We start from the raw sequence: 23,868 nt of genomic DNA on the forward strand, positions 1-23,868 counted from the left end.
TTATAAGTCAAAGGCCGGAAATGTCCAATTTGCCGGCCAAAAAGCAACAAACTTGTGCCCAAGGGCGCAGCTTTTGGCCGCTTTGGGCGCTGAAACCGGCAATTAGGCTTAAGATTTGTGACCTCAATCCTTGGGCTTGCTGTGCTAGAATGGCGCCATATATCTGCAACTGAATCGACAGGGAACCTTATGAAAAGAGAGGAACTCAGACAATATCTGGGCGAGTTTTTACAACTGGACAAGTTTCGTGATTATGCCCCCAACGGTCTGCAGGTCGAGGGCAAGGCCGAAATTCGCAAAATAGTTACAGGTGTAACCGCGTGTCAGGCATTGATTGACCGGGCTGTGGAAGCCGGAGCCGATGCCCTATTGGTGCACCATGGTTTCTTCTGGAAGAATGAGCCCGAAGTGTTGACCGGAATGAAACAGCGCAGGATCAAGAGCTTGCTGCTTAACGACATTAACCTGTTCGGCTATCACTTGCCGCTTGATGCCCATCCGATGCTTGGCAATAACGCCGAATTGGGTCGGGTGCTTGGGGTCATTGAGCCGGAGGCGGTAGAAACCGTCGCCCAGGGTTTGCTTTGGCAAGGAGTGCTTGACTCACCCATGACAGCCAAAGAATTGAGTGCCTTGCTTGAGCAGCGTTTGGGGCAGGCGCCTCTGCATCTGGATGGCGGTGAAAGAAACATACAAAAACTGGCCTGGTGTACAGGCGGCGCCCAGGATTATATCGATGCCGCAGCGGCCTTGGGGGTTGATGCCTTTATCAGCGGTGAAGCCTCAGAGCGTACCTTTCACAGCGCGGTCGAGCAGGGGATCCATTATTTCGGCGCCGGTCACCATGCCACCGAGCGGTTTGGCATCAAGGCGCTGGGGGAGCATCTGGCACGGGAGTTTGAGCTGGAGCACGAGTTCATTGATATTCCCAATCCGGTATAACTATCAAGGGAATAGGAAAAAGGCCGCGATTGCGGCCTTTTTGATATGGGATAGATGCTACAAGAGTCTTATTTGACTCGCATTCCAGGTTGAGCGCCTTCATGGGGCTCGAGAACCCAAAGATCCTTGCCACCCGGGCCTGCGGCCAGCACCATACCTTCAGACAAGCCAAAGCGCATCTTGCGAGGAGCCAGGTTGGCCACCATTACTGTCAGTTTGCCTTCGAGATCTTCCGGGGCATAAGCCGACTTGATACCGGCAAATACCTGACGGGTTTCGCCGCCGAGATCCAGCTGTAACTTCAGCAGCTTGTTGGCTTCAGGGACATGCTCGGCCTTCTTGATCAATGCAATCCGCAGATCCAGCTTGGCAAAGTCGTCAAACTCTATGGTTGGGCTGATAGGGTCATCCGCCAATGGGCCGCTGGCCTTGGGGGTGTCCTCGGTTGCCTTGAGGCTTTCCTTGGAGGCTTCCACCATGGCATTCACCTTATCGAGCTCAATGCGTTGCATCATGGGCTTGAACGGGTTGATTTGGTGACCGGCCATATCCAGTGCCAAGCCGCTCCAGCTGAGCTCCAGCTTGAGGAAGGCTTCAACATCGGCGGCCAAGCGTGGCAGTACCGGCTTGAGATAAGTCACCAGAATACGGAACAAATTCAGCGCCACTGAGCATACCTGATGGGCGCGGGCCAGGGTTTCTTCGTTTTTCACCAACTGCCAAGGAGCTTCATCGGCAACGTAAGCGTTGGCGACATCGGCCAGCGCCATGATTTCACGCATCGCCTTGCCGTATTCGCGGCCTTCATAAAGCTCGGCGATCAGCTCCTGTTTGGCCAGGAAGGACTCGGCCAGGCTGTTGTCTTCCACTTTGGCCAGTTTGGCGTCAAAACGTTTGACGATAAAGCCGGCGGTGCGGCTCGCCAGGTTAACCAGCTTACCGACCAGGTCCGAGTTGACTCTGGCGGCAAAGTCTTCCAGGTTCAGGTCCAGATCGTCAATACGGCTGGAGAGCTTGGCGGCGTAGTAGTAGCGCAGATATTCAGGATCCAGATGATCCAGGTAAGTACGGGCCTTGATAAAGGTGCCCTTGGACTTGGACATCTTGGCGCCGTTGACAGTGACATAGCCGTGGGCATAGACACTGCTTGGCTGACGGTAGCCGGCACCTTTGAGCATGGCCGGCCAGAACAGGCTGTGGAAATAGACAATGTCTTTGCCGATGAAGTGATACACCTCGGCCTTTGAGTCTGCATTCCAGAACTCGTCAAAGTTCAGCTCCGGGCGCTTGTCGCAGAGGTTTTTGAATGAACCCATGTAGCCCACAGGCGCATCGAGCCAAACATAGAAGTATTTGCCCGGCGCATCGGGGATCTCAAAGCCAAAGTAGGGCGCATCACGGGTGATATCCCACTGCTGCAGGCCTTGCTCGAACCATTCATCCAGTTTGTTGGCCATTTCACTCTGCAGTGAACCTGAATGGGTCCACTCTTTGAGCATGGTTTCAAAGGCGGGCAGATCGAAGAAGAAGTGCTCTGTCTCTTTCATGACAGGTGTGGCACCGGATACCGCCGAGCGCGGATTGATCAGCTCGGTTGGGCTGTAGGTGGCGCCACAGGCGTCACAGTTGTCGCCGTATTGGTCTTCAGACTTACACTTGGGGCAGGTGCCCTTGACGAATCTGTCCGGCAGGAACATGGACTTTTCCGGATCGAACAGCTGGGAAATAGTCTTGCTCTTGATATAACCGTTGTCGCGCAGTTTGAGGTAGATCTCACTGGCCAGCTGACGGTTCTCTTCGCTGTGGGTGCTGTGGTAATTGTCAAAGGCAATATTGAACTCGGCAAAATCCTGCTGATGCTCTTGATTGACCTTGGCGATCATCTCTTCGGGTTGGATCCCCATCTGCTGAGCCTTGAGCATGATAGGTGTACCGTGGGCATCATCGGCACAGATATAATGACACTCATGGCCACGAAGTTTTTGGAAGCGGGACCAGATATCTGTCTGTATGTACTCGAGCATGTGGCCCAGGTGAATGGGACCGTTGGCATATGGAAGCGCGCTGGTAACAAGGATTTTACGTTGTGTAGTTGCCATCTTTTCTCTGTTAAATCTAGGCCCTGAAAGAATGGCATAGATACTAACCGATTAATCCGGCTTTTTCATCAAAACCTGACATGAGTGTGTTAATTCTACTCTAATATTCGCATCATTATCTGGTACACTTGGCCAAATTTATCAAAAGGGGATTGCGTTTTGTCTTCTGCTTCTCAGGACTATCGTCTCAGTGACGATCTGCTCGGTCCGGTTCTTGCCATTCTCAATGCGTTTCAGGATCCATACCTGGCCCAGGGTTTAGTCGATGCCGGTTGTATTCGTAAGTTGGATTTGGATGGTAAAAGGCTGCTGCTGACCATCTTGTATCCATATCCTTGTCAGACCCAATATCGCGACACAGTGATCGCGCTGACCAATGAATTGTCCAAGCTCGATGCCATCGACGAGGTGGAGTGTGAGATTGGCTTTGAGCCTTTCAGTTACTCGGCCTTAGGCAATATTGCGCCTATTCCCAATGTGAAGCAGGTGATTGCCGTTGCTTCCGGCAAGGGCGGTGTGGGTAAGTCAACCACAGCGGTTAACCTGGCCTTGGCCCTGGCGGCCGAAGGCGCCAGGGTGGGTATTCTGGATGCCGATATCTATGGCCCCTCCATTCCATTGATGCTGGGGATCCCGACATTCAGACCCGTTTCCCCTGATGGTGTGCATATGACAGCCGCCACGGCCCATGGTATCAGCGCCCAGAGCATAGGTTTCATGCTGACCGATGATCAGGCCGCTGTATGGCGTGGCCCCATGGCCGCCGGCGCTTTGGCGCAACTGCTCAACGAAACCCAGTGGCCTGAGCTCGATTACCTGATGATTGACATGCCTCCTGGCACGGGGGATATCCAACTGACCCTGTCACAGAAAGTGCCTGTCAGCGGCGCCGTGATAGTCACTACGCCTCAGGATATCGCCTTGGCCGATGCCAAGAAGGGCATCACCATGTTCCAGAAGGTGAATATCCCTGTGTTGGGGATCGTGGAGAACATGAGCTTCCATCTCTGTCCTGCCTGTGGCCATAAAGAGCATCCTTTCGGTACTCACGGCGGCAGCAAGATAGCCGAACGTTATCAAGTGCCTTTGCTGGGCGCCTTACCTCTGCATATCAATATCCGTGAGGATATGGATAACGGTGAGCCGACTGTGGTGGCCGCACCTGAGGGTGAAGTCGCCGCCATTTACCGGGATATCGCCCGCCGTGTGGGTGCCCAACTGGCAAAACAAAAGAATCACAGCAGTATTTCAATCGCAATAGCAGATGATGAGTAAGGTTTTAGCAGCATGAATTCGCCACAGTGTGTCGTTATCGGGATAGCAGGGGCTTCGGCGTCAGGTAAAAGTTTGATCGCCAAGACCATATTTGAAGAGCTATGCCGAGACTTAGGGACAGATCAGATAGGGGTTATCAACGAAGATGCCTACTATCGGGATCAGAGCCATATGTCCATGGACGAGAGGGTCAAGACCAACTATGACCATCCCAAGGCGTTGGACCATGAACTGCTCGGTACTCACCTGGTAGCGCTCAAGCAGGGGCAGGCAGTGGATATTCCCTGCTATAGCTACGCCGAGCATACCCGCACCAGTGATACCTTGAAGATGACCCCTAAAAAGGTCATTATTCTCGAAGGTATTTTGCTGCTGACCGACCCTAAGCTGCGTGAACTGATGGATGCCAGCGTGTTTATGGACACGCCGCTGGATATCTGTCTGCTGCGGCGTCTGACCCGTGATGTGGCCGAGCGTGGCCGCACCATGGAATCTGTTATCAGCCAGTATCAGAAAACGGTAAGACCCATGTTTCTGCAGTTTATCGAACCCTCAAAGCAGTATGCCGACATCATAGTGCCAAGGGGCGGCAAGAACCGGATTGCCACCGATATTCTCAAGGCCAGAATCCAGCATTTGCTGGCGAAATAACTACAAGTATCCAGGGAGCTAGAAGGCGAGATGCGATTAACTGATATCGAAATTGAACAATGTCTGGACGAGGGCAGCATAGTCATAGATCCCCGTCCCGGCATAGAGGCCATCAGTGGCGTGAGTGTTGATGTGCGTCTGGGTCACCAGTTTCGGGTGTTCAAGGATCACACTGCGCCTTATATAGATCTCAGTGGCCCCAAGGCCGAAGTGCAGGCTGCACTGGATAGAGTGATGAGCGAGCAGATTGATATTGCCGATGGCGAAGCCTTCTTTCTGCATCCGGGCGAGCTGGCGCTGGCGGTGACCTATGAGAGTGTTCATCTGCCTTCCGACATAGTCGGCTGGCTCGATGGCCGCTCATCACTGGCACGTCTGGGCTTGATGGTGCACGTGACCGCGCATCGTATCGATCCGGGCTGGCAGGGGCGGATTGTGCTCGAGTTTTACAACAGTGGTAAATTACCGCTGGCACTTCGTCCCATGATGACCATAGGGGCACTGAACTTTGAGCGTCTGGCCCGCCCTGTGGCCAGACCCTACAACACCCGCAAGAATGCCAAGTATCGCGATCAGCAGGACGCGGTCGCCAGTCGGATCAGCCAGGACTGAGCCCTGGGCTGCGCATGACAGGCGTCTGGGTTCAGGGCAAAGAGCAGGATAGCGTCTGCGTTCGCGATCGGGGCTTTACCTATGGTGATGGCCTGTTTGCAACCATGGCGGTGGATGGTAAGGGACAGATAGCCTTTCTGACCGAGCATCTTGCCCGCTTGACTCAGGGAGCGCTGCGCTTGGGTTTTGTCTGGCAGGCATCCGATGCCTTGCGCTCAAGCCTCAAGCGCATCGCCGTCGCCAATCCCCATAGCTGCCTTAAGTTGCAGCTCACCCGGGGAGAGGGCGGCCGTGGTTATACGCCGCCGGCAGACGCTTTAATCACCGAAGTCATCAGCCTGGCGCCATTGCCGGCGCATTACCCAGATTGGCAGCAAAAAGGGATTGCCCTCAAGACCTCGGCCATCCGGCTTGGCAAACAGCCTAGGCTTGCCGGTATTAAACATCTCAACCGTCTGGAACAGGTGCTTATCAAGGCGCAGCCATTGCCTGAAGGCTTTGATGATTGGTTGGTACTGGATTGCGACGATTTACTGCTCGAATCCTCAATGGCCAATCTGTTTCTGCTGCTGCCCAATGAACAAGGTAAACTGACGGCGTATTCACCGGCCATGAATTACTGCGGTGTCTCCGGAGTGATGCGACAGCAGTTGATCGTGGCCTTGCTCGATCAGGGCATTGATGTACAGCTGTGCCCTATCAACACAGAGATGCTGCAACGGGCGCGGCACCTCTTTATCAGTAACAGCCTGTTGGGTTTGGTCGATGTTATTGCTGTGGATCAACACAGCTTTGAACTCTGGCCCGGCAGCACACCTCTTCGCAAGGCACTTGCTATCCAATTATGAAAAAATGCTTAGTTGCGGCCCTGGCCTTTGTGTTTACCCTGATGACTCTGGCGCTGGGCGTCGGCTTTTGGGGTTACAACGAGCTCAACCGCTTTGCGGTCACCGAGCTGAAACTGGACGAACCCAGAGAGTTACTGCTGAAACGAGGCACCTCCTTTTACCAGTTGGGGCAAGAGCTGCAAAATCAGCAGCTGTTGGAGTTTGACTGGCACTGGAAGCTCTGGGGTAAGCTTTACCCGCAGATGACTGCTATTCGCAGCGGTCTCTACCAGATTGAACCCGGCGACACACCTGTGTCTTTGCTGGAGCGGCTGGTGGCCGGTGACGAGAAGACTTTCACCCTGACGCTGGTAGAGGGCAAGACTATTCGTGAGTGGCAAGCGTATCTGCAGACCTTGGCGCATCTCAAGGTCAGCGACAAGCCGTTTATCGATGTGCTCGAAGCCCAAGGGGATAGCAGCGGCTTGCCTGAAGGCAAGTTTTTCCCGGATACCTATCAGTATCGTGCCGGCACTGAGCTCAATACGTTGTTGACCCAAAGCTTTATCAAGATGCAGCAACAACTGGAGAGTATCTGGCAGCAGCGGGATCAGAGCATTCCGCTCAAGAGTCCCTATGAACTCTTGATCCTGGCCTCCATCATAGAAAAGGAAACCGGCCTGGCAGAGGAGCGCGGCAAGATAGCGGCAGTATTTGTTAATCGCTTGAAAAAACGCATGCGCTTGCAGACAGATCCCACAGTCATTTACGGCATGGGTGAGCGCTTTGATGGCAATATCACCCGTAAAGATCTGCGCGAAGAAACGCCATTTAACACCTACCGTATTTTTGGACTGCCGCCGACACCTATTGCCGCGCCCGGGCGGGAAGCCCTGCTGGCGGCCGCACACCCGGAAGCCGTGGAGTATCTCTACTTCGTTTCCCGCAATGACGGCAGTCATGTATTTTCCCGTACACTGGCCGAACATAACCGCGCCGTGAACCAGTATCAGAGAAAGAGATAATGCCACAAAAAGCCACTGCAAAATTTATCGTTATCGAGGGCCTGGAAGGCGCCGGTAAGTCCAGTGCCATCGCATTGGTGCGAGACTTTATCGAAAAACATACCGGCAGGGCACCTGTCTGTACCCGTGAGCCGGGTGGCACCCCGTTGGCGGAGAAGATCCGCGACTTGGTGAAGGTGGCAGATGCAAGCGACCCTCTGTGTGATGAATCTGAATGCCTGCTGCTATATGCCGCCAGGGCGCAGCTGGTGGCCCGAGTGATCAAGCCGGCGCTGGCCGAGGGCAGTTGGGTGCTCGGCGACAGACACAACCTGTCGTCCCTGGCTTATCAGGGGGGTGGTCGGGGGTTGATGCCCTTGGTCAGCGCGGTCAGCGCCGCCACCCTTGGGGATTTTAAACCGGACTTGACCCTGTATCTCGACATAGAGCCAAGCCTTGGGCTAACCCGCGCCGCCAACCGTGGTGAGCTGGATCGAATCGAGCAGCAGGAGCTGGCCTTCTTTGAACGTACCCGTGCCACCTATCTGAGCCTGGCACAACAGGACGACAGCATAGCGGTTATCGACGCCAGTCAGAGCATGGCCGAAGTGCATAAAGATATTCTGGCTGTGTTGCAAACCAAAGATTGGTAAGCACGCGGCATAAGGAGTGATGAAGATGGACATGCCCTGGTTGAGTGACGCCAAAGCCCGTTTTATGCAGCAACTGCACTCGGCTCAGATGCCTCATGCGTTGCTGCTGGGACTTTCCCAAGGCTATGGCGGCATGAAGCTAGCCGAAGAGATAGCCGCGGCGGCCCTGTGCAGCGAACCCACAGCTCGGGGAGAGTGCGGTCATTGCAAGAGCTGCCAGCTGGTGCTCGCCGGTAACCATCCCGATTTTCATCTTCTCGAAGCCGATGGTAAACAGATAAAAGTGGATCAGGTGCGGGCGCTTTGTCAGGACCTCACCTCCACGGCGCAGCAAGGTGGGCGGCGTGTGGCGCTTATCGCCCAAAGTGAGCGCCTCAATCAAGCTGCGGCCAATGCCCTGCTGAAAACCCTGGAAGAGCCGGGGCAGGGGACGCTGATTATTCTACAGACCGACAGCACCGCCGGGCTGCTGCCGACCATATCCAGTCGTTGTCAGAGAGTGCAGGTAAAACTGCCGGACAATAGTGCCATTCAGTCCTGGCTGGCGCAGCAATTGCCGCTGCCGGCCGATGTTACCTGGTGTTTGCCCGTCGTCGGCGGGCCGCTAAAGTTGGCAGAGGTTTTGCAGTCTGGCAGATACCAGACCTTATTGGATTATCGCCGCGATTGGCGCGCCAGTTTGTTAACGGGCCATCTGTGTGCTAGTTTGTTAACAGTAGGTGAAGAACAAATCTCTGATGTACTTAGAGTTTTATACTTGGTGTTACATAGAGAGCTGTTAACCACCGAAGGGGAGGACCCCTTGCTGCGGGCGCGAATAGCGACCCTGGCTGCCAAGGTGATGGATACCTGTAATCGTCTGAGCCAGATGCCGAGTGTCAACTACTTGGCGCTTTGCCAGAATTATGTCTTAGAATATAAGAGACTGAAAACTTAAAAAGTATCCTATGGTCGATCTGACAGTGAATTTTGACACCCTGCACCAGTTGTATCGTGCTTACATGCCTTTTATTCAGCCAGCGGGCCTGTTTGTGGCAACTACCGAGGGGCATTTCCTCGGTCAGGAGATCCAGATAGGTTATCGTTTGCCGGGCTCGACTCATGTCAATGAGTTTCAGGGGGTCGTGGTGTGGATCAACCCGCTCGGTGCTTCCGGAGGACGCCCGGCCGGTATAGGGGTTAAAATTCTCTCGGATCCCGAATCCCACAAGCATCATATCGAAAAACTCCTCTCCAGAGAGCTGGCCTCGGGTGATTTGACCTGCACTATGTAGGGCGCTATCCTTGCCGTCCTTTTCAATTGTGGGTGGATTTCCAAGTGTTAGTTGATTCCCATTGCCATCTCGATCGCCTCAAAGCCGCGCCGGATCCCGAAAGCCTCAGTCAGTTGCTCGATGCCGCCAAGGCTCGGGGGGTAGACTATTTTCTTTGTGTCAATGTCCGGCAAAAAGGTTTTGCAGAGATGAAGGCCAAAGTCGCCGGGTTTGAGCAGGTGTTCCTGTCATCCGGGGTGCATCCTTTGGATGTGAAAGAGGGATTGGATCTCAATGAACTCAAGCGTTATGCCGCCGACCCGAAAGTCGTGGCCATTGGCGAGACAGGGCTGGATTATTTCTATGCCGATGATACCAAGGCATTGCAGCAACAATGCTTTGAGCAGCAAGTGGCACTGGCCAGAGAAGTGGCCAAGCCTTTGATTGTTCACACCCGGGATGCCAGAGAAGACACCATAGCCATACTGAAGAACGGTGGCGCCGAACAGTGCGGCGGGGTACTGCACTGCTTTACCGAGAACTGGGAAATGGCCAAGGCGGCTATGGATCTGGGCTTTTATATTTCGGTTTCTGGTATCGTCAGCTTTAAAAATGCCGGTGAGCTAAGAAGTGTTATCCGTAAAATCCCCAAAGACAGGTTGCTGGTCGAAACCGATTCGCCTTATCTGGCACCCGTGCCTCATCGGGGAAAAGAGAATCAGCCGGCCTTTGTTCGTGATGTCGCCGAGTTTGTTGCCGAGCTCAGAGGTGAGTCCTTTGAAGAGTTGGCCCAGTACACCACAGACAACTTTTTTACCCTGTTCAAGGATGCGGCCAAACTTGCGGCAAGATAGGCTAGAGGCTTAGGGATATCCAGCCACTGGTCATCTGCAAAAAAGCTGCAGATAAAAAAAGGCCCAAAACTATTCCAATTGTTTTGGGCCTAGGGGAATGGCTCATGGTTGAGCCGTGCGCTAATGTTGAGATCCGACAGGATTGGCTATCTCTGACTAAATATTAGCCGAACGCCGCTAAAAGAGGTATTTGGCCGGCAGATTTGTTAGCACCAATTAATATAAGATATAACAAAAATAGAGGTCGATTTAAGTAAGGGCACTTAAAAGAATGACTTAACAAGCCACTCTTTTAAGCATTCAGGCAAGTTTAATCGAAGGCGTGTCTGCAGCGGCGTTTACCTAATGCTTTCAGGACGGCCAAGGCTTTCAGGATAGGCAGATCTTGTCTTTGACCAGCTCCCGCGGCAAGTTGTTCTTCAGCCGGTTGCCCAGATGTTTACCCAACCCCAGCACTTGCCCGCCCCAGGTCAATACCCGCTCACCACGGGCCTTTTCACTGCCATCAAGCGCGATATCCCGGCCCATCAGATAAGCCTGAGCCTCAGGCTCTGTAACTTCATAACCCTTGTCGGCGGTTACTCCCAAGGCCATTAAGCCTTCATGGCGCAGTTTCAACCCATGCTTACTGTCATCGGCGAGCTTAAGACCGATACGCTGATAACGCATCTTGCCGATAAAGGGCTCAAAGCCGCTGGGAAACAGCCAGTACTCCTGATCCCGGATCCAGAGGCTGCCTTCGGGAAGTGTTTTGCCGAGCAACCGCTGCAGCTCGGCGGCGATGGCCTGTTGCTGTTTGGCACTGGCGGGGCTGAACGGAAACTGCTTCTGCCGTTTGGGTTCATCGCTTTCGCGCGCCACTGAACTCAGCTTACGCACCTTGGCAACAAAGAAACCTTCGCTGTCATAGATTTGCGGCCAAATATGCAGAAAGCCCTCGGCAGTGCAGGCTTTTTCCGCCCCGGCAAACAGTGACTCAAGTGACTCAAAGGCCACCGCAGTGCCATATTTTTGCTTGAGGTGTTGCAGTACGGCCTGGTTTTCCTGGCTGTTGAGGGTACAGGTGGAGTACACCATTACCCCGCCTGGCTTAAGTGCCAGAAAGGCGGAATCTATCAAATCCCTTTGAGTGGCGGCAATGTCGGCTATCTCCTGTGGATCCCAGTGTTTGAGGGCATCCGGATCCTTACGTACCGTGCCTTCACCGCTACAGGGGGCATCGAGCAACACGGCATCCATGGATTCATACTGGTATTGGCCGAACACCCTGGCATCGAAGTGGGTCAGGGCCGTATTGCTGACCCCCATTCTCTGTAGATTGGCATGCAGCACTTTGACGCGGCTGGAGGAGTATTCGTTGGCGATCAGCACACCACCATTGGCCATCATGGCCGCCATTTGTGTGGTCTTGGAGCCCGGCGCCGAGGCCATATCCAGCACCCGCTCCATTCCAGGCTCCAGCAGCGCCATGGGCGGCAGCATGGAGCTGGCCTCCTGAATGTAAAACAGCCCTTGCTGATGTTCGATACAGTTTCCGGGTTGGCTATCGCCCGCTTGGTACCAAAAACCCTCAGGGCACCAGGGAATGGTTTCGAACTGCCAGCCTTTGGCCCGCATTCGCGAGAGGAATTCATCGACGCTGATTTTGAGGGTGTTGACCCGCAAGGCGGCTCTCAGTGGTAAGCTGCAAAAGTGAATAAAATCCTCGAGCTTGAGATGTTCTGGCAGATCCTTGGCGATACTGTTGATAAAATTCTGATTTAATTGAACCATAAACAAAAAGGGTGACCCCGGGATGGCGGCAGTATAGCACACTCGGGCGCGGCGACTGTGGGGTGTTTTAGGTGTTGAACCGGGTTTGGAGTCTGTTCTTTATTATCGCGCTGGGAGCGATTTTGCTGCGTTTGATGAGCGGCGATGCGACCGTTCTCAATGAGTCTGTCACGGCGATGTTTGACAGCGCCAAATTGGCCGCGGAAATAGCCCTGGGATTGATTGGGGTGTTGACCCTGTGGATGGGGCTTATGCGCCTTGGGGAAAAAGCCGGAGTGGTTGCAGCCATCGCCTGGGTATTTGAGCCGCTGCTCAGCAAGTTGATGCCGGAAGTGCCAAGAGGCCACCCCGCCTATGGCAGCGTCACCATGAACCTGACCGCCAATATGCTGGGGTTGGACAATGCCGCCACACCATTGGGACTTAAGGCGATGGCGGATCTGCAAAGCCTGAACCCCGACAAGAAGACCGCCACCAATGCCCAGATCCTGTTTTTGGTGCTCAACACCTCTTCCGTGACTTTGGTACCCGTGACGGTTTTTCTGTACCGGGTGCAGCAAGGGGCGGCTGATCCTGCCGACATTTTCCTGCCGATTTTACTCTCTACCCTGGGCTCGACCCTGGCGGGTTTGAGTGTGGTGGCGCTGGTGCAAAGGATACGCTTGCTGGATTGGGTGGTGCTGGGTTATGGCGCAATACTGCTCGGCGGTCTCAGTGCCGGAGTGATGTACCTGTTGACCCTGGGAGCCGAGCGGATCGGCGAAGTCTCCGCCGTGTTGGGGAACGGTTTGCTGCTGGGGATCATCTTTGCCTTTGTGCTGGTGGCGCTGCTTAGGCGGGTGCCGGTTTACGATGAGTTTATTGAAGGCGCCAAGTCGGGGTTTGAGCAGTCGGTGCGCCTCATTCCTTATCTGCTGGCCATGCTGTTGGCGATAGCCTTACTGCGCGCCTCCGGCGCGCTGGATTATCTGCTCGGTGTCATTGCTGTTTTGGTGAGTCATATGGGGATGGATGGCCGCTTTATCGATGCCTTGCCAACCGCACTGATGAAGCCTTTGAGCGGCTCAGGCGCCAGAGCCATGATGCTGGAAACCATGGCCCATTACGGCGTCGATTCTTTTGCCGGTAGGCTGGCGGCCATTTTCCAGGGTAGTACTGAAACCACTTTTTACGTGCTGGCAGTGTATTTGGGTGCCGTCGGTATCCGCAATGGCCGCCACGCACTGGCTTGTGGCTTGTTTGCCGATCTGGCGGGTATCTGCACTGCTATCGCCGTGTGCTATTGGTTTTATGGCTGAGGCGATACATAGGTAGGATTACAGAGTTAAAAAACGGGGCTCAGACGAGCCCCGTTTGGGTTTTATGGCTGGCTGAGTCTTGGGCGCCAGTTGAGCCAGTCGCGCTCGGGTTTGTCATGAAGTGGCATCAGACTCTGGTTTTCAAGCGGTTTGCTGCTTTGATTGTCGAGCTCAGTGACCACTCCTATGCCGCCGGCGAGTATGGTTTCCAATGAGCCGGTTTCGATTTGGGCTCCGGAAAACAGCCCCAAATCGACCCGAATACCGGACAAGTCGTAGAACCTGCTGCTCTGGTTGATAAGATGCCGATAAGGCGCAGCAATTTGGGTCTGGATCCAGACTTCATCGCCCTTGGGCGCCAGTCGATAGCTGGTTACATCGCCAATTTGAATGCCGCGAAAGAAGATCCCTGTGCCTATGTTGACCGAGCCCAGGCTGGCCTTGCTCAGCACCAGTTGCAGCGCATCGGCCTCTGGGGCTACCGCCGTATGTACTTGGCCGTTGAACTGCCGGCTCACTTTGCTGGCCTGGCCGGGAAGAGCACTGATATAGGCGCCGGTCAGCAGGGTTTCCGGTGCCTTTATGCCCTTAAGGGATATTTCGGCATTGACCAGGCTGAAGCGACTATCGCTTTTGAGAAACGGCTCGGCATAGCGGCCATAGAGGAAGGCACTGAGTTGCTGGCTGTTGAGATCGTCACTCAAGGTTACCCGGGTGACTTCACCTATCTGATGACCCTGATAGCGGATAGCGGCACCTGGTTTGATAGTGGCACTGGCCGGGAAACTCAGCCCAATGGCAACGGCTTGATTGCGCGCCAGTGACTCGGAAGCATAAAGCTGCTTATTGTTGGGCTCGCCTTGCTCCAAAAAGCCCAAACTGATACTGCCCTTGATGGCACCGGCCAGCGGCGCGACATCCAGCTTGACTCCCGAAAGCCCGGCATCGATTGACACCGCCTGGTTGCGCCAAAACACGGCATTGGGTTTGAGCAGGGGCGCAAAGGTATGGTCTATGGCGAGCGCAATGGCAAATCTGTCATCCTGGCTCTGCCAGCTGACCTGTTTCACCTGTCCTATCTGCATCTTCTTGTAGTAGACAGGTGCGCCTGGGCTCAAGTCGGCGCCATCATCGCTGTAGAGCTGCCAGTTGAGCTGCTCCATGCCTTGGTAATAGTGGCCGGCCTCGGCACTCGAGGCAAACAGCGGCAACGGCTTGGAAAGATCGGCGCCCTTGCGGCTTTGGCCGCGTCTTAAGCTGACACTGCCCTTGGTCAGGGTCGTAAAATCGCCGCTCTTGAGGCTGACTCCGTCCAGTGAGGCGTTGAAGTCCAGCGCGGCTTCGGCGATGAAGTCACTGCCTTGGGTCAGCAGCGGGGCAAACTCGGGCAACACCTCGGCCTGGTATTCTACCGAGTTAAAGTCCTGACTCAGGGCAACTGAAGTGACCTTGCCTATGGCGATCTTCTTGTACCTCAGCTCGGCATCTGGGCTGATGCCGGGGTTTTCATCGGCTCTAAGCGTTATCTTTAGCGCCTTGGCCTTGCTGAGTTCCGGCGCCTGCTCGGCCAAGGCGTAACGGGTTTGGGCCTCGCCCGTACCCGGGAGAAAGGCGATGGCATCGCCGCTCAGCAATCGGCCCGGGTGTTTTATGCCTGACAGTGACAGCTCGGCGCCTTCACGCCAAAACTGCGCCGTGCCGGTCAAAAGACTCGAGTAGGGGGCGTCCAGGCGGGCATGCAGCGCCACGCCGTCATCGGCCAGCACTATCTCTTCGATTTCCCCTATAGGCAAACCGCGGTAGAGAATGGGGCTGCCCTTGTTGAGGCCATCGGCGTTTTTTGCCGACAGAATAAAGCTGGCGCCGCCACTGGCTTCTGTTTCATTGTCATATAGGGTGAAACTATCGCCGTTTACTGCGTTCTTTGAGCTTTCGGGGGAATCAAAGTTGATGCCGCCGGCGAGTATCGCCGCCAGGCTCTCTGCGCTGACCTTAACGCCGGAAAGTGAGGCGTTGATCTCTATGCCGGAGACATTCCAAAAGCGGGAATCTTTCTTGACCAGATAGGCATATTGCTCCTGAATAAAGGCACTCAGCTGCAGCTTGTCACTGTTGTCGAGTCGATAGCTGACCACACTGCCAACCGGTACCTGGCGATAGAATACCGGAGAGCCCACATCCAGTGAGCCGAGGCGATCGGCGCTCAGTTCAACTACTAAGCCATCGTTACTGGGCAGCACGGCCGGGGCAGAGCGCTCGGCCTCGTAGCGGTAACGTGAATCGCCGTCTCCGGGTTGAATGCCTATATAGTTTCCTGAAAACAAGGCATCCAAACCTTCGACACCTGTGATGGATGCCTTGGGGGTCACCAGCCAGAACTTGGTTTCATCCCTGAGGAAGGGCTCGGCACGGTAGTCCATCAATACATCGACGTTAACGCCCTGCAGCTCTTCATCAATGGAGATATCCACCACCTTGCCGACGGTCAGGCCCTGATAGCGCACCAGTGTCTTGCCTACGTCCATACCACTGGCACTGGGGAAGTGGATCCGCACCTCAATGCCGGATTCCTTGATGCTCTTCAGCCCCAGCCAAGCGCCCAAGGCCAACGCCACTATAGGTAACAGCCAGATGGGGGAAAAAAGCTTCTTTTTGACTATTTTAGGCTTTTCGATTTGCGTCATCTTCTGTGTCCAGTTGATCCCAAAGTAAACGTGTGTCCAACACCTTGGCCGCAAGTTGGGTAAAGAGGATGACCAAGGCAAACGCAGTTGCTGCCGGCGCCGGCTTGGCGTCCAGCAATTGCCCCATATTAACCAGGGCAACGGTAATGGATATGACAAACAGATCCAGCATAGACCAGCGTCCAATCCATTCTATGATATGAAACCCGGCCATCAGTGGCCGTTTGGGGATAGGCAGGTTGAAACTGATCGCCGTCAGATAGAAAGCCAGGCCGATAATCTTCAGCCAGGGCACCAGAATACTGGCGGTAAAGACTATGATGGCGATGGGTAACATGTCCGACTGTACCAGATGGGTGATGCCGGAAAAAATGGTGTCGTAGGTAACCTTGCCCTGTTTGGTGAGCATGGTAATGGGATAGATGTTGGCCGGGATCAACAAGATGGCCGCCGTGATCAGCAAGGCCCAGCTTTTTTGCAGACTGGTTTCGTCCCTTAGCCTGAGTGGGTTTTGGCAGCGGCTGCAGTACTCATCCTCTATCAGGTTGAGTTTCTTGCAGGCAGGGCAGGTGCACAGGCCCATGTCTTTGCCCTGGATCTGCTTTCTAGCTTTCATCGAGAAAACTCCACATATGCTCCAGGTTATATTCGCGCTGCAGGAAGAGAGTCACCAAAAACAGCATGGTAAAACAAAAGGTTCCCATGCCAAAGTAAACATCGGAGAAGTCGGACAACTGAAAGGCGGAAACCAGGAAACTGATCACATAAATTTCCAGCATGGTCATTTGCGACAGCAGGCCTTGCTTCTTGAGCAACCAGGTGAGAACCCCTCGCCAGAAGTGATGCTGCACCAGACCTGTCTTGATGATCAGTACCTGAACAAAAATCGACAGATTGAGTACTCCTGGGGCTATTACTGCCGCCACCAATACGGCAATCCCCACTATCCAATAACCTTGGTCAATTACCGCCAGGGCACCTTGGTATGCGGTCGTGGTTCTGACACTGCCGAGAAAGTGCATTTCCAATACAGGTAGCAGCATGGCGGGCAGATAAAACAGCAGGGCACTGATACATAACGCCAGCATGCCATTGATAGAACAATAGGGCGCATCATAAAGCGCTGTATGGCATCTGGGACAAAGCGCTCTGACGCCGGAGGGCAAGGCGCGTTTACTCACAGCCAAATCACAGGCGCGGCAGAGCACTATGCTGCAGTCCGGTTTGTTGTCGCTTGGAGTATAAGCTTTCAAATGCTGGATATGTCCTGTTCTGGCCATGGTGACCCAAACTTAGTCGTCAACACACTAACTGCGTTGCGCGTGGGTCCATTGGAGTTAATCGACAAAACAAACTCGCAAATACTATCAGAAAGAGCGCGTCTCTTGCATCTATAGCGCATTTTATGTCACTCTATGTACTGTATATTTAAACAGTGTGAGGAAGGTCATGGCCGTTATAACTCAGTACGTTGTGGTCAGAGAAGGGGTTGAGAAGATGACATTTACATCTAAGAAGGAGGCAGACGCCTACGATAAGATGCTCGACATCGCGGATAACTTAATCCCCTTTATTCAAGCCAGTGAATTGGAACTGGATGATAATACAGCGGAAAAACTTGCTTTTTATTTAGCTTCTCATAAAGATACACTGGCGAATCTGCTCAAGGGCGCCCCGGTAAAAGCACCGGCCCCCGCCAAGAGCAGTAAGAAGAAGACAGAACCAGAAAAGGCATAACCCGGGAATACAGATGAAAGCTCAGTTTTACGATACGCTCAACCGTCAGGTACAGGCACTGTTTGCCGGTGAAGACGATGTCATTTGTGCCATGGCCAATTTCTCAGCTTTGCTGAATGAACACCTTGAAGACATCAATTGGGTGGGCTTCTATCTGCTCAAGGGTGAGCAACTGGTGCTTGGGCCCTTTCAAGGGAAACTGGCCTGTACCCGAATTCCAATGGGTAAAGGTGTCTGTGGCACCGCGGCCGCCAAGGCCGAGACTCAGTTGGTTGAGGATGTACATCAGTTTGCCGGACATATCGCCTGTGATGCCGCCAGCAACTCTGAAATTGTGATCCCTGTTTACCAAAAGGGCGAACTGATTGCCGTGCTGGATATCGACAGTCCCAGCCTGTCGCGCTTCGATAAAGAGGATCAAACCGGGCTGGAGACCCTGGTGCAGAGTCTGGAAAAGTGCTTATTTGGTTAATTCCCGTACAATCTGCCACAATTGGTGGTCGCTTTAAGGCGCGTGCAGCTTATAATAGGCGGCCGCTTTGAGGGCCAAATGACCGTTTGTGGTGCTTGGCCGTATCAGGCTGAAATGTTAAGTTTTGTGTAATGCCTTTGGCAATGGCCGAATGCATGCTAATTTGTACGTTATCCCCCAAGGGGTTAACGAAGATGAACGACGCCGTGAGTACAGCAGACCTAACTGACCACTGACGTCCCCTGTTAACTGTGGAAGTAATGATGGAATCAACAGAAAAGTTGACCGACACCAACGCTATTCTGGCGTATTTGTATGAAACATTCCCTTTGTGCTTTATTGCCGAAGGAGAAACCAAACCACTGAAGATAGGACTGTTTCAGGATTTGGCTGAAAGGTTGGCTGATGATTCCAAAGTCAGTAAGACCCAACTTAGGGTCGCCCTGAGACGCTACACCAACAGTTGGCGCTATCTGAAGTGCATCAAGGAAGGCGCTCAGAGGGTGGATCTCGATGGTAACCCTTGCGGCGAACTGGACCCAGAGCATATTGAACATGCCAAGGCGACGCTGAAAGAGAGTCAGGAAAAAGCCAAGGCCCGCCGTGCTGCCGAGCCAGCCAAAGAAGGTGAAGCCAAAAAAGCCAAGCCTGCGCGTAAGCCTCGTCCTCAAGGGGACAAGCCCCGCAACGAGCGCCCACGCAGCGATAAAAAGGCGGCCCGTAAGCCTGGCAAGCCTGCCGCTCCAGCCGTGGAATTGGTACCAGCCGTATTGGAAGAGCTGAAACCTTCACAGCGAGTGAATGTCAAATTGGGTATGACACCGGTAGCCGGTGTGATCCTCGACATCAATAAAGAAGATGTTCACGTCCAACTGGATTCCGGCCTGTCAGTTAAGGTCCGCGTGGAACATATTCTGCTGTAAAATCATCAAATAGAAAGGAGTAACTTGCTGATGCGAAAATTTATTCTTGCTGCATCGATCGCCAGTGTCTTTATGGGAGCCCAGGCGCTGGCTATCTCACCGGCAGTCCCGGTCAGCGAGTTACCCCATTTGCAACAGGAGCCGCAACACAAGGTTGCCAGTAAACGGATAACCGGCCTGTTCAGTCGCTCCCATTATCACAGATTCGATCTGGATGATGCCTTCTCACAGCAGATCTTCAAACGCTTTCTTGAACAACTCGACTACCGCCGCAATGTATTGTTGCAGAGCGATATCGACAGTTTTAAGGTTTATGCCAATCAGTTTGACGATATGGTACGCAGCGGCGATCTGGAACCGGCGTACAAGATGTACGATCTGGTGCAGCAGCGCCGTTACGAGCGTTTTGCCTATGCCTTGAGTCTGCTCGACAAAGAGATTGACTTTAATCAGGCCGGCGATGCTTATGTCTTTGATCGTAAAGATGCCGCCTGGCCCAAAGACGAGGCCGAGCTCAACGAGCTGTGGCGTCAGCGGGTCAAGTACGATGCCCTCAACCTCAAGCTGACCGGTAAAGAGTGGCCGGAGATTGTTGATGTGCTGGGTAAGCGCTACAACAACGCCATCAAACGCTTGAAGCAAACCAACAGTGAAGACGTGTTCCAGGGGCTGATGAATGCATTTGCCCGCAGTGTCGAGCCGCACACCAGTTACCTGTCTCCCCGTAATGCCGAACGTTTCCAGATGGAGATGAACCTGAGCCTGGAAGGGATAGGCGCCGTATTGCAGATGGAAGATGACTACACAGTTATCAAGAGTCTGGTGGCCGGTGGTCCTGCTGCGCTGAGTGAGAAGCTGGCGCCTGAAGACAGAATTGTCGGTGTAGGTCAGGAAGGCAAGGAGATGGTCGATGTTATCGGCTGGCGTCTGGATGATGTAGTCGACCTGATCAAAGGCCCTAAAGGTAGCAAGGTGACTCTGCAGGTGCTGCCCAAGAAAGGCGGCTCCAATGCCAAACCCATCAATGTGACTGTGGTGCGGGACAAAATTCGTCTCGAAGACAGGGCGGCGACTTCCAAGATAGTCGAGCCGGAAACCGGTCCTTACGCTCAGCGTAAAATTGGTGTTATCCAGATCCCCGGCTTCTATATGGACTTATCCCGCGATGTGGCCAAGGAGTTGCAAACACTCAATGAAGCCAAGGTTGAAGGTGTGATTATTGACTTGCGTGGTAACGGTGGTGGCGCCTTGACCGAAGCGACTTTGCTTACCGGGCTGTTTATCGATCAGGGGCCTGTGGTGCAAATTCGTGACGCCAACGGTCGCATCAGCGAAAACCGCGACAACGACGGCAAGAGCTATTATGACGGTCCACTCACAGTGATGGTTGACCGTTACTCGGCCTCGGCATCGGAAATTTTTGCCGCTGCGCTGCAGGATTATGGCCGCGCCTTGATTATCGGTGAGTCTACCTTCGGTAAAGGCACAGTGCAGCAGCACAAGAGCCTTGGCCGTATCTACGACCTGTATGAAAAGCCGGTTGGCCATGTGCAGTACACCATAGCCAAGTTCTACCGTATTAATGGTGGCAGCACTCAGTTGAAAGGTGTGACTCCGGATATTCCGTTCCCCAGTGCGTTGGAGCCGGGGGAATATGGTGAGGCGGAAGAAGACAATGCACTGCCATGGGATAAGGTGCCTGTAGCCAAGTACCAGCCTTTGGGTGAAATCGGCGCAGAGATGGTCAGCAATCTTGCGAAACGCCACGAGAGTCGGATTAAGCAGGACGTCGAGTTCGGTTATATACTGCAGGACATCGGCGAGTTCAAGAAACACCATAAAGAGAAGAGTGTTTCTCTGGTGGAAAGTGAGCGCTTGGCCGAGCGGGATAAGGACGATCAGAAACAGTTGGCCCGCCTCAACGAACGTCGGGTTGACCATGGTCTCGAACCCTTGAAGTCTCTGGATGATGATGAAAATGTCTCCGAAGACGAGAAGAAAATCGAGACTCCGGATGCCTTCCTCGATGAAGCCGTCTATATCACTCTGGATATGGTGGACTATCAGAGATTGGCAAAAAACAGCGCAAATTGATGCTGGCTCCAGGAAACATAAAAACGCGCTGATTGCGCGTTTTTTGTTTGCTCCCAGCGCGAACAGAGGCAAGATCAGTCAACGAACTCAGCGACTGCCAGTGCCCAACGAATTAAGGATGACCTATGTCTGAAGCACAAACCCTTTCCCCGCAACAACTGCAGGCCAAGCACCTGGCCGATTATCGTCCACCGGCGTTTTTGATCCCCGAACTGTCACTCTCATTTCAGCTTGAACCCAAGCAAACCCGAGTGACGGCCGTCAGCCGGGTAAAGCGCAACGGCAGTCACAATGAGCCTCTGCAGCTTGACGGTGACGAGTTGGAGCTGGAGCAGCTGTTGGTCAATGGTGAACCGGCCGACTATCGCCTCGAGCCGGGTAAACTACTGCTTGAAACCGAACTCAACGAATTTGAATTGACTCTGGTGACTCGCATCAGCCCGGCCGATAACTCGGCACTGGAAGGCCTGTACATGTCCGATGGCGCCTATTGCACTCAGTGCGAGGCGGAAGGTTTCAGGCGCATCACTTATTTTCTCGACCGTCCCGATGTGCTGGCCAAATACCAGGTACGTATCGAAGCCGACAAGGCGTTTCCTTTCCTGCTTTCCAACGGCAACTTGCTGGAAAAAGGGGAGATGGCCGATGGTCGTCATTTCGCCGTCTGGAAAGACCCTTTCCCTAAACCCGCTTACCTGTTTGCCTTGGTTGCCGGTGACTTTGACCTGCTGGAAGACAGCTTTACCACCCGCTCCGGCAGAGAGGTCAAACTGCAGGTGTTTGTCGACAAGGGCAACCTGCACAAGGCCGGACACGCCATGGCTTCACTTAAAAAGGCGATGGCCTGGGACGAGTCACGCTTTGATCTCGAGTACGATCTCGATATCTACATGGTGGTGGCTGTGGACTTCTTCAACATGGGCGCCATGGAAAACAAGGGCCTGAATATCTTCAACACCAAGTATGTGTTGGCGGATAAAGACACGGCGACCGATGATGACTTTCACGGTATAGAATCTGTGATTGGCCACGAATATTTCCACAACTGGACCGGCAACCGGGTAACTTGCCGCGATTGGTTCCAATTGAGCCTGAAAGAGGGCCTGACCGTATTTCGCGATCAGGAATTCAGCTCAGATCTCGGCTCCCGGGCCGTCAACCGTATTCATGCCATCAAGGTCATCAAGAACCAGCAGTTCGCCGAGGATTCTGGCCCGATGTCGCATCCTATTCGCCCCGAAAGCGTGATAGAGATGAATAATTTCTACACAGTCACTGTTTACAACAAGGGCGCCGAAGTGATCCGCATGATGCACACCCTGCTGGGTGAGCAGGCCTTCCAGGCAGGGATGAAGCTCTATTTCGAGCGCCACGACGGCCAGGCGGTTACCTGTGATGACTTTGTCGCCGCTATGGAAGATGCCTCAGGTAAAGATCTGACTCAATTCCGCCTTTGGTATAGCCAGGCGGGCACCCCTCAAGTGACAGTGACCGATGAGTATGAGGCAAGCACAGAGACTTACCGCCTGCACCTCAAACAGTTCACCCCAGTGCGCGCCGGTGAAGCGGCCAAGGCAGCGTTGCATATTCCGTTCAGCCTGGAACTGCTGGGCAATGACGGCAACGCCTTGGTCAACCAAGTGTTTGATTTTACCCAGGCCGAGCAGACTCTGGAGTTTAAGGATATCAGTGCCCGTCCGATCCCTTCGCTGTTGCAGGACTTTTCGGCGCCGGTGAAGCTCAAGTATGACTACAGCACAGTGCAGCTGCTCTGCTTACTGCGCCATGCCGGCAGTGAAGTGGCCCGCTGGGAAGCGGCGATGAGTCTCTTCAGCCGCGCTGTTTGGGCCAATGTGACTTTACTTGAACAAGGGCAGGGGATGCATCTGGATCCTCGGGTTGTCGACGGCTTCAGAGGTGTGATACTGGACGAAGCTTTGGATAAGGGCCTTGCGGCCGAAATTCTAAAGCTGCTTTCAGTGTCTTCCTTGATTGAGCAGGCCGATAAGGTTGAGTTGGATGCCCTGTTGCTGGCTCGCGACTTTGTGATTGAAGCCATCGCCACTGGCTGTGAAGATGAGCTGCTGGCCCGTTATCGTCAATTGCTGCCACTGGATGAGGCCGCCGCCCGCAGTTTGAAAAACACCCTGCTTTGGCTGCTGGCCAAAGTCTCTGATGAGCATGAGTCTTTGATTGAACAGCAGTTTGCATCGGCCTCTGGCATGACAGATGCGCTGGGCGCGCTGCTTGCCGCCAATGATGCCAATTGTGATTGCCGCAATACCCTGATGCAGGCATTCGAGCAGCGCTGGAACCAGACCCCTCTGGTGATGGACAAGTGGTTCAGCCTGCAGGCGATGGCGACAGATGATGAGGTGATCGCCAGACTCGAGACCCTGTTGCAACATCCGGCTTTCAGTCTGAATAATCCCAACCGGGTTCGTTCCTTGGTGGGCAGTTTTGCCGCGGCCAATGTGCGCCAATTCCACCGCCAGGACGGCAAGGGATATGCTTTCCTTACCGCCATGCTCAAACAGCTCAATCGCCTCAACCCGCAAGTGGCAGCACGGATCATTACTCCGCTGATCCAGTTTGCCAAGTTTGATGCCGGGCGTCAGGCCAAAATGAAGGCTTGCCTGCAGGAGTTGTTGGCTATGCCTGAGCTGTCACGGGATCTTTATGAGAAGGTCAGCCGCGCACTGGAAGACTGAGTTTAA

At 53.8% G+C, this 23,868-nt stretch carries 21 protein-coding genes; 16 read left to right on the top strand and 5 right to left on the bottom strand.

The window, feature by feature from the left end; all coding sequences use genetic code 11:
* Positions 1–189 precede the first annotated feature (189 nt).
* Positions 190–942, top strand: coding sequence for a Nif3-like dinuclear metal center hexameric protein (locus ACSHSR_RS09380; RefSeq protein ID WP_208135839.1), 753 nt, complete (start codon positions 190–192; stop codon positions 940–942).
* A 68-nt stretch (positions 943–1,010) separates the two neighbouring features.
* Here ACSHSR_RS09380 and metG read toward each other — a convergent pair whose 3' ends face one another.
* Positions 1,011–3,041 (bottom strand): methionine--tRNA ligase, encoded by a 2,031-nt coding sequence (gene metG, locus ACSHSR_RS09385; RefSeq protein WP_208135838.1) that lies wholly within the window; start codon positions 3,039–3,041, stop codon positions 1,011–1,013.
* A 159-nt stretch (positions 3,042–3,200) separates the two neighbouring features.
* Between metG and apbC the strand changes: the two genes are divergently transcribed.
* Genes apbC through ACSHSR_RS09430 form a run of 9 tightly spaced genes read left to right on the top strand, consistent with a single transcriptional unit; the run spans position 3,201 to position 10,170 of the window.
* Positions 3,201–4,316: an iron-sulfur cluster carrier protein ApbC gene (gene apbC, locus ACSHSR_RS09390; RefSeq protein ID WP_144217002.1), complete on the top strand. Its 1,116-nt coding sequence runs from the start codon at positions 3,201–3,203 to the stop codon at positions 4,314–4,316.
* Positions 4,317–4,328: 12 nt separating this feature from the next.
* Positions 4,329–4,967 (top strand): uridine kinase, encoded by a 639-nt coding sequence (gene udk, locus ACSHSR_RS09395; protein ID WP_025887708.1) that lies wholly within the window; start codon positions 4,329–4,331, stop codon positions 4,965–4,967.
* 30 nt (positions 4,968–4,997) lie between these two features.
* A complete protein-coding gene (dcd, locus tag ACSHSR_RS09400; protein ID WP_028781440.1) occupies positions 4,998–5,579 on the top strand; it encodes a dCTP deaminase in 582 nt (193 codons plus the stop codon).
* 14 nt (positions 5,580–5,593) lie between these two features.
* Entirely contained in the window at positions 5,594–6,427 is an 834-nt protein-coding gene (pabC, locus tag ACSHSR_RS09405) for an aminodeoxychorismate lyase (RefSeq protein WP_413735730.1), read from the top strand.
* Positions 6,424–7,431 (top strand): endolytic transglycosylase MltG, encoded by a 1,008-nt coding sequence (mltG, locus tag ACSHSR_RS09410; RefSeq protein ID WP_054745560.1) that lies wholly within the window; start codon positions 6,424–6,426, stop codon positions 7,429–7,431. Before pabC ends, mltG begins: the two co-directional genes overlap by 4 nt.
* Complete coding sequence (gene tmk, locus ACSHSR_RS09415) at positions 7,431–8,063, top strand: dTMP kinase (RefSeq protein WP_107004914.1); 633 nt, start codon at positions 7,431–7,433, stop codon at positions 8,061–8,063. The genes mltG and tmk overlap by 1 nt, the downstream gene beginning before the upstream one ends.
* A 25-nt stretch (positions 8,064–8,088) precedes the next feature.
* Positions 8,089–9,000 (top strand): DNA polymerase III subunit delta', encoded by a 912-nt coding sequence (gene holB, locus ACSHSR_RS09420; RefSeq protein ID WP_144161011.1) that lies wholly within the window; start codon positions 8,089–8,091, stop codon positions 8,998–9,000.
* Between the two features lie 10 nt (positions 9,001–9,010).
* Positions 9,011–9,337, top strand: a complete 327-nt coding sequence (locus ACSHSR_RS09425; protein WP_025011164.1) for a PilZ domain-containing protein — start codon at positions 9,011–9,013, stop codon at positions 9,335–9,337.
* 44 nt (positions 9,338–9,381) lie between these two features.
* Positions 9,382–10,170 carry a TatD family hydrolase gene (locus ACSHSR_RS09430; protein WP_025011163.1) on the top strand — a complete coding sequence of 263 codons (789 nt, stop codon included), beginning with the start codon at positions 9,382–9,384 and terminating at the stop codon, positions 10,168–10,170.
* Between the two features lie 369 nt (positions 10,171–10,539).
* Here ACSHSR_RS09430 and rsmF read toward each other — a convergent pair whose 3' ends face one another.
* The gene (rsmF, locus tag ACSHSR_RS09435; protein WP_479631444.1) at positions 10,540–11,943 is read right to left on the bottom strand and encodes a 16S rRNA (cytosine(1407)-C(5))-methyltransferase RsmF; all 1,404 of its coding nucleotides are present in this window, start codon (positions 11,941–11,943) and stop codon (positions 10,540–10,542) included.
* A gap of 71 nt (positions 11,944–12,014) precedes the next feature.
* Here rsmF and ACSHSR_RS09440 point away from each other — a divergent pair, with 71 nt between their 5' ends.
* Positions 12,015–13,241 (top strand): nucleoside recognition domain-containing protein, encoded by a 1,227-nt coding sequence (locus ACSHSR_RS09440; protein WP_479631445.1) that lies wholly within the window; start codon positions 12,015–12,017, stop codon positions 13,239–13,241.
* Between the two features lie 62 nt (positions 13,242–13,303).
* Here ACSHSR_RS09440 and ACSHSR_RS09445 read toward each other — a convergent pair whose 3' ends face one another.
* Genes ACSHSR_RS09445 through ACSHSR_RS09455 form a run of 3 tightly spaced genes read right to left on the bottom strand, consistent with a single transcriptional unit; the run spans position 13,304 to position 17,178 of the window.
* Positions 13,304–15,925, bottom strand: coding sequence for a PqiB family protein (locus ACSHSR_RS09445; RefSeq protein WP_208221892.1), 2,622 nt, complete (start codon positions 15,923–15,925; stop codon positions 13,304–13,306).
* On the bottom strand, positions 15,903–16,541 hold the full coding sequence (locus tag ACSHSR_RS09450) for a paraquat-inducible protein A (protein ID WP_025887715.1): 639 nt from the start codon (positions 16,539–16,541) through the stop codon (positions 15,903–15,905). Before ACSHSR_RS09450 ends, ACSHSR_RS09445 begins: the two co-directional genes overlap by 23 nt.
* The gene (locus ACSHSR_RS09455; protein WP_037437264.1) at positions 16,531–17,178 is read right to left on the bottom strand and encodes a paraquat-inducible protein A; all 648 of its coding nucleotides are present in this window, start codon (positions 17,176–17,178) and stop codon (positions 16,531–16,533) included. Before ACSHSR_RS09455 ends, ACSHSR_RS09450 begins: the two co-directional genes overlap by 11 nt.
* Before the next feature lie 196 nt (positions 17,179–17,374).
* Between ACSHSR_RS09455 and ACSHSR_RS09460 the strand changes: the two genes are divergently transcribed.
* From ACSHSR_RS09460 to pepN, 5 genes are all read left to right on the top strand, one after another.
* Positions 17,375–17,662, top strand: a complete 288-nt coding sequence (locus tag ACSHSR_RS09460; protein ID WP_025011161.1) for a YebG family protein — start codon at positions 17,375–17,377, stop codon at positions 17,660–17,662.
* A 13-nt stretch (positions 17,663–17,675) separates the two neighbouring features.
* Positions 17,676–18,134, top strand: a complete 459-nt coding sequence (locus ACSHSR_RS09465) for a GAF domain-containing protein (RefSeq protein ID WP_044734609.1) — start codon at positions 17,676–17,678, stop codon at positions 18,132–18,134.
* Positions 18,135–18,397: 263 nt separating this feature from the next.
* Positions 18,398–19,057, top strand: a complete 660-nt coding sequence (gene proQ, locus ACSHSR_RS09470; RefSeq protein WP_025011159.1) for an RNA chaperone ProQ — start codon at positions 18,398–18,400, stop codon at positions 19,055–19,057.
* Positions 19,058–19,087: 30 nt separating this feature from the next.
* Entirely contained in the window at positions 19,088–21,151 is a 2,064-nt protein-coding gene (gene prc / locus ACSHSR_RS09475; RefSeq protein ID WP_479631446.1) for a carboxy terminal-processing peptidase, read from the top strand.
* 125 nt (positions 21,152–21,276) lie between these two features.
* Positions 21,277–23,862: an aminopeptidase N gene (gene pepN / locus ACSHSR_RS09480; RefSeq protein ID WP_479631447.1), complete on the top strand. Its 2,586-nt coding sequence runs from the start codon at positions 21,277–21,279 to the stop codon at positions 23,860–23,862.
* The last annotated feature ends 6 nt before the right edge of the window (positions 23,863–23,868 follow it).

Source organism: Shewanella sp. VK101 (assembly GCF_056497865.1).

Excerpts from the sequence above, each read along its gene's own strand:
- ACSHSR_RS09425 (WP_025011164.1), top strand. The coding sequence starts at position 9,011 with ATGGTCGATCTGACAGTGAATTTTGACACCCTGCACCAGTTGTATCGT.
- ACSHSR_RS09445 (WP_208221892.1), bottom strand. The coding sequence starts at position 15,925 with ATGACGCAAATCGAAAAGCCTAAAATAGTCAAAAAGAAGCTTTTTTCC.
- metG (WP_208135838.1), bottom strand. The coding sequence starts at position 3,041 with ATGGCAACTACACAACGTAAAATCCTTGTTACCAGCGCGCTTCCATAT.
- proQ (WP_025011159.1), top strand. The coding sequence starts at position 18,398 with ATGGAATCAACAGAAAAGTTGACCGACACCAACGCTATTCTGGCGTAT.
- udk (WP_025887708.1), top strand. The coding sequence starts at position 4,329 with ATGAATTCGCCACAGTGTGTCGTTATCGGGATAGCAGGGGCTTCGGCG.
- rsmF (WP_479631444.1), bottom strand. The coding sequence starts at position 11,943 with ATGGTTCAATTAAATCAGAATTTTATCAACAGTATCGCCAAGGATCTG.
- pabC (WP_413735730.1), top strand. The coding sequence starts at position 5,594 with ATGACAGGCGTCTGGGTTCAGGGCAAAGAGCAGGATAGCGTCTGCGTT.
- ACSHSR_RS09380 (WP_208135839.1), top strand. The coding sequence starts at position 190 with ATGAAAAGAGAGGAACTCAGACAATATCTGGGCGAGTTTTTACAACTG.
- holB (WP_144161011.1), top strand. The coding sequence starts at position 8,089 with ATGGACATGCCCTGGTTGAGTGACGCCAAAGCCCGTTTTATGCAGCAA.
- mltG (WP_054745560.1), top strand. The coding sequence starts at position 6,424 with ATGAAAAAATGCTTAGTTGCGGCCCTGGCCTTTGTGTTTACCCTGATG.
- prc (WP_479631446.1), top strand. The coding sequence starts at position 19,088 with ATGCGAAAATTTATTCTTGCTGCATCGATCGCCAGTGTCTTTATGGGA.
- tmk (WP_107004914.1), top strand. The coding sequence starts at position 7,431 with ATGCCACAAAAAGCCACTGCAAAATTTATCGTTATCGAGGGCCTGGAA.
- ACSHSR_RS09450 (WP_025887715.1), bottom strand. The coding sequence starts at position 16,541 with ATGAAAGCTAGAAAGCAGATCCAGGGCAAAGACATGGGCCTGTGCACC.
- dcd (WP_028781440.1), top strand. The coding sequence starts at position 4,998 with ATGCGATTAACTGATATCGAAATTGAACAATGTCTGGACGAGGGCAGC.
- pepN (WP_479631447.1), top strand. The coding sequence starts at position 21,277 with ATGTCTGAAGCACAAACCCTTTCCCCGCAACAACTGCAGGCCAAGCAC.
- ACSHSR_RS09460 (WP_025011161.1), top strand. The coding sequence starts at position 17,375 with ATGGCCGTTATAACTCAGTACGTTGTGGTCAGAGAAGGGGTTGAGAAG.
- ACSHSR_RS09465 (WP_044734609.1), top strand. The coding sequence starts at position 17,676 with ATGAAAGCTCAGTTTTACGATACGCTCAACCGTCAGGTACAGGCACTG.